Origin of the sequence: Chamaesiphon sp. (assembly GCF_041737865.1) — a bacterium.
GTDB lineage: Bacteria > Cyanobacteriota > Cyanobacteriia > Cyanobacteriales > Chamaesiphonaceae > Chamaesiphon.
The window spans coordinates 1-6,419 of record NZ_JBGSQZ010000055.1; the positions used below are offsets into that span (position 1 = coordinate 1).

Below are 6,419 nucleotides of genomic sequence, written 5' to 3' on the forward strand. Positions count from 1 at the left end.
TTGCACTACTAACCATTTGGGGAGTTTCCAGTTCTTCTTCATCTTCATCCCAACTATCTCCAGTCATGTCGTCGTCAGTCATCGCTTGAACTCTACATATAACCTTTCTAGTATGCCAAGCGCGATCGACTAACGACTTGAGTTGTTTGGCTGAAAAGCGAGACTTTATTTCGATGGTCGATGACCGATGAATCCCGATCGCGGAAATGAAATATAATTATTTTGCTCCGGCTAACCGTGCGAGCGGCTAGAGATATCAAACTGATGAATATTACTGCTGCCCTAGCCAATTTAAGGTTCTAATCAGATGCTTATGAATGACCAAAAAATTAAATTCCCAGAGCAACTAAACGAAGCAGAACGATTAGAGTTTTTAAATTATTTATTACAAGCCCTACAGAATAATAGCTCTCAATCCAATCGAGACAGCCATCCAGTCAAGGAAAAAGTGGGTTATGATCGTATATTATTCCCAATACTTTCAGAAATTACTTTAACCGCTTTCAACGACGATAATCCCAAATCGGCAAGGCAATTACAAACTATTTTTGATGATGGAGTCGATAAACTTCAAAAAATTATCGATCTCGATCCAGCTTCACTAGAACTAGAAACTAAACTCAACAAATTATTCGACAGCATAGAAACCAAAATAACTAAAGTTATTACAAGAGATCGCCCCCAATTAAACGATCGAGTTTATCAACCGCCTAACCTTGAAAATAGATTATTTGAAAACAGCAAATATCAAATATTGCCAGCGGCATTGCCTATGAAAACTAGTACTCTATGCCAACTTAGAGATGATTTTTGGCAGCAAGATAACTCCAACGGCATCGCCTACTATAGACAGGAATCTCATGCCAATTCTAATAACTATATCGAGCACTATATTAGTAGTAGTGAAGACATTCAAGTATTACCGTGGGATAGTGCTAGACAAATTATCGATAAATTTGGATTTAATACCGTTCTATTACAATTATTATTTGCAGCTCACGCCGTCAAGTGCCCACGACCTTGGGAAAGTGAATTTTCCCTAAGTGGTAAAGATATTATTAGAGAATTGGGATGGGAAAACCGCACTGATATTTCACTTCATTCAAAATTATTAGAACTAGCAAATACCAGCTTCGCCCTCGATTGTTTGCTGATTAAAGCCGTCTGGGAAAACCCCAACTACAAAAAAGGCAAAAAGAGAGTCACGATCGACACATCCAGAATGTGGAACGTGCGGGTACAGATGACTGGACAAATGGATTTGGAAGGCAATGTGAAGAATCCAGAAGATTTACATATCACCGTCAGACCTGGAATGTGGACTAAAGGATTTATGGATGGCGGTAAGCATTCTCAAGATGCCTTATATCAATTTGGCTACTTGGCACAGGACGTGATCAAGATAAATCCCTATCACAATGAACTAGCATTAAGACTGGCTATTCACCTCACTTTAGATAGCCACGCCGATCGTGTCACCGAGTACCGCGTTCGCGATCTGTTGGAGATCGCCATGCCTAAATATAAAATCGAGCTAGCTGGTAACGATCGGGAGCGAAAACGCAAGCTCAAGGAACAATGGGATCGGGCGATCGGCAAATTGATGGAACTAGGCTGGGTCATTGAGTTTGACGATGACAGTTACCCACCAGAAATCAGACCCGACAGCAATATCAAGAGACATCAACGCGGCTATCTAGAAAAACTACTCAATGCTCAGGTCTATATCCGCTCGACATTTCCCCAAAAAGTGAATATCGACAGACACCTATACGATTTAGTCCCCGCAGAATTGCCGCCGCTGCTAATCGAATCCAAACCCGCATCTAAGCTCAAAACTTTTAAGACTCAAACCCAAGTCGCCACTCCCAACCTATATCTCCGGCAGGCACGGGAGAGTAAGGGATGGACTCAAAGACAGCTTGCAGCGGAGCTAGAGGTGTCTCAAAGTCTGGTGGCGCAGTGGGAACGGGGGAATCGCTCGATCGATGAGAAAAATATAGTTAAGTTACAGGCAATGCTGGGCTTGTAGAACTTATGGGTTAGCTATGTGAACATTTGTCCGCTCAATACCCCCGATTAGGGCGTTTAGGCTAAATTTATTCGGTTTAAAACCCTTAGAGGCTAATCGATCGAGTCCGCCACCACTCGTTGGCAGAGCCTCCCCAACAGAGAATCACAAGCATCGATCGAGCGATTACAACAATCCTCGATCGCCCGCAACCAATCATGGTAGATAGTTTATCTATACTTAATAATCGTTAACACAGCTACAACCTCAGCATACAGACCTTTTCAAGCATTTTTTGGCTAAAAAATGCTTGATTACTAACTTTGCAAAATCTGTAATCAAAAAATTGGCACAAAATTGGCACTCAAACCCTTGATACAGAGCCAAAAAATCGTGATTACAGATTGCTCTAGTATCTACCCACAAACGCTCTAGTATCTGCCCACAAACTGCTCTAGTATCTGCCCACAAGGGATACTCAAACCCATTGGAATCGTAAAAATAGTACTAAAAAAATATACAAAAAAAGACTAAAACAGCGATTTTTAAACTCAGGTATGCTTTATGGGCTGGAAATACAGCGGTGTATCTCCCAGTGAAATTTTCACGCCAGATTGCAGGACTGCACTACCACTTTTCCTGCTGCGGCTCTTAACCAGAAGTCACAGAAATGCTCGGCAACGTATCTACCAACTCGACTGTTCGCTCCAAATTCAATGCCTATAGAGGTTTAGGCAACTCTTGCCCCGTCTGTGCTAGCACTTCGGGGAAATGTCGTTGGCAAAATTACGAGCTTTCCGCCAAAAACGGTAAAATTACCCCCACCATCAAAACCCTGTGCATGACTGGGGCGGGTGGATATGGCAACCCCGACTATCATTATTTCAACGACACCCGCGACGGACAATGGGGCGTATATATTCCCCTCATCGATTGGAATGAGCATCGCGGCGAAAACCGTCAAGCGACTCCAGAGATGCGAGAAGAATGGGTCAAAAACCAAAAACTCAAGCAGCAAGCATTACTCTCTGCTGAAAACCAACGTAAAGCTCAATCATTACCAGCCCTAGAGCGAGACATTGCAGCACGGACAATTTCAGCACAACTTTCTTTAAACGAGATCGATCGAAGAGATTTAATTAGACGGGGCTTTACTCAACAACAGATTCGCGAAATCGGCTTTAAAAGCGTCGAGAAATTCCAAAGACTCACGGAGCCAGTAAATAACCGCTTCCCTGGGGTTAATGTCCAAGGCAATCGGTTAAGTAATGGCTCTATTGCGGGAATTCTGATTCCCATTTACACCATTACGGGTGAAATCGTCGCCTTCCAGGTTCGGAATCGCGAACAATCCAAATCTCGTTATCGCTGGCTGTCGAGCGTCTGGGAAAAAGGCAGAGATAATGGAGCTTCCCCCAGCCTCCCCAATGGTGAGAATCCGCTCACCTTCTCCTACCCACAACTACTAGGAGTTATCCCAGTAATTAGATCCATCGGTTTGGCCGAAGGGACAGGAGCTAAACCCAACCTAGCTGCTACTAGAATAGGGCAACAAGTCATCGGTGCGGCAGGCGGACAGTGGTTATCCAGTCCCGAACTGTTAAAAGATGGTTTAGAACGGTGGAGAGCTGATGTTATCGATCTCTACCTCGATGGTGAGGATATTCACAAGCCTCAAGTCATCCGCCGCTGGATAAACCTCTATCACCAATTGCTGGAATGGGGCTATAAACCTCGCTTCATGTATTCGGGACGAGATATCGATGAGTTGGAGGATTTAAGCCTTCTCCGCGAAATTGACTTAGACGAACTCGAACACCTTCTTGGTGAAACGCACGCCGAGGGAACCTCGGCGCGATTTCATCCGCTTGTTGGTAATAAACTACCACCACCGCCACCGATTATCTCCCTCGCACGGAAACTCTACCAAAAGTCCAAACACTTCAGCAATAATCAAACCCAGTGTAATCGCTTTCTCCAATGGGAGATTCCTGAGACAGGACTAGAAAATACCTTAGTTGGCATTAAGTCTGCATTAGGTACGGGTAAAACCGAAATTCTCAAAGCTTTGGGTGCTTGGGCTAGAGAACACGGTTTAGAACTGATTTTCATTGGGTATCGAAATAACTTACTCAGACAGACATGCGATCGCATTCCCAATCTCTATCACGTCGGCGATGAAGATAAAGTATTTTTGGACTCTGACTATCATAAAGCCATTTGTCACCACTCGGCGGGACTAATCGACCCCGCTCAGATGGGGAACAAGATTGTCATCTTGGATGAATGCGTCTCCGACTTGAGCGATATGCTCACGAGCAAATTGACGGCCGGACGACGCAAGGATGGTACCGATTCGCGTCAGGTTAGACTCGCACATATTGAGGAACTGATTAAACACAGTCATGGTGTCGTCGCGCTGGATGCTTACTTGAGCGATACCGAGCTGGATTTCCTGCGGAAGTTACGACAATTTGATTTCGTCTATAAGCTTGAGAATACCTACCGCAACCAGATGAATGTGCGGATGGTCAATCAAAAATCCACCGTCACCCGCGCCATTCTCGACGACGCTCTAACTGGAGCGAACCTGTTAATTACTGCCACCACTCAAAAACACTGTGAGAACTTAGAAAAATCCCTGATCCGGATTGGTATTCCCGAAGCTGATATCTGTCGAATTGATGGTACGACAGATCGCAATGATACTGTCGCACTATTCTTTCGCAATCCCAAAGCTTATTTAGAAAAATATCGTCCTCAAATCGTGATTCTCTCACCTACGGCTGAAAGTGGGATCAGTATCGATTTAACTGGCTATTTTAGAACTCATTATCATTTCCACCTGGGCAATCTAGGCATTCTGTCCGGCTTACAATTCCTGGGTAGATATCGGGACTTCAGCGCACCCCGCGTTATCTATTGCGAACGGCAGGGACGCATTAATGATGGTAACTCTAGCTCATTTACTAAGTGGGTAAAAGATGAATTCGATCTGAAGGTGCATGAAGATATGGATCTAGTCTTTATGCTGCTGGATAAAGGGGCAGCAGATGAGGCGATGAAGATCCTTACTAGCTATGCCAATAAAGAAGATCTCTGGCTCAAACTCGCCCATCAATACAAAGCCAATCTCAACGAGGAGATGAAGCACTTACGCGAGCTATTCGTCGAGGCAATGGTGGCAGATGGTTATACAGTCACAATCGATCCTGAAGATGTCGATGGTTGTGACGATACTGACGATTTGATGGGTAGAGTTGAAGTCGAACGACGGGTAGTGCAGTCGCGGCGGATTTATGATGCGCTGGATATTACCAGACTTGAATATGAGGCAATTAGAAATAATCCCAGTGCGAATGAGTTAGACAGGGTATTGGCGAGTAAATACTATCTGACTCAACAGCAGTTGCCAGGGATTATGGAGACTGAGAGTTATTGTGCGGAACTAATCCAGATGTTGAAATACAATCATCCAGCGTTAGTTAAGCAGCTCGAAACTTATCATTACCTGCTCCATCCCGAACGTGCCGAAATCAACCATTTAGCGGCTTGGCTACCCGTTGCTGAGACTGGTTCTGTTTGGTTCCCAGACCAGCTCAGTCGCTCCTCATTGGCATTGGTGAAGGTGGGACGGGAATTAGGGCTTACAGACCTCATTGGGACGATTTTTAGCGGGAGACAAATTGGATCGATTATCGATCGAATCAGTAGCTCTAAGCGTTATCAGTCATCCCTAAAAATTAACATCAACCCCGATAAGCAGCCCGACCCAATTAAATTATTCCGGCGCATTCTCAAGATATTTGGACTCAAATTGGTCAAACTAGGAGATGACCAGTTCAAATTAGATGTGGTGGCAGATTCGATCTTGGCTTTTAAAGGTGCGCCCAAGTACGAGCTTTTGACTCCTGAGTTGAGTCAAAAGGTGGCTGGACTTGCTGGCAAACAGCTCCACAAGGACGACCTGGAGATTGAAACGCTCGGTATGGAGATGGAAGCATTAGGGATGCAAGATGGACGTGGACGGATGCGTCTGGTTGCGGGGAGTGCCCGTTATTTGGGGTTGTCGGTTGTCACCCATCGTCACCGAACGATCGATCCTCAAGGTAAGAAAGTAGTTACCAGAACTTACACTTTTGGCACTATTCAAGATCCGCTCTCTAAGGGCATTAAAAACAGTCAAGTTTATCCTGGTACTCAACCCGTCCATGTGAAACACATTTATGAGTGTATTACAAAGCGATTAGAGCAGCTAGCGATCGATAAACAAGTACGAGTACGGGACTGGCAAAATTTGCAAAACCCCGTTTCAGAAGAGTTATCTTCAACGATCCACATTGACGATTTTGTCAGTATTGAAATAATTAATTTGCCAGAAGACCAACGTGGATCGCCAGAATTTAGC

General features: G+C 44.5%; 2 protein-coding genes. Both read left to right on the plus strand.

Annotation, left to right across the window (positions count from 1 at the left end; translation table 11 throughout):
• The first annotated feature begins 313 nt into the window (after positions 1 to 313).
• Positions 314 to 2,032 (plus strand): multiprotein-bridging factor 1 family protein, encoded by a 1,719-nt coding sequence (locus ACEW9J_RS04350; protein WP_373543917.1) that lies wholly within the window; start codon positions 314 to 316, stop codon positions 2,030 to 2,032.
• 649 nt (positions 2,033 to 2,681) lie between these two features.
• A partial coding sequence (locus tag ACEW9J_RS04355) for a plasmid replication protein, CyRepA1 family (RefSeq protein WP_373543918.1) occupies positions 2,682 to 6,419 on the plus strand: 3,738 nt, incomplete at its 3' end.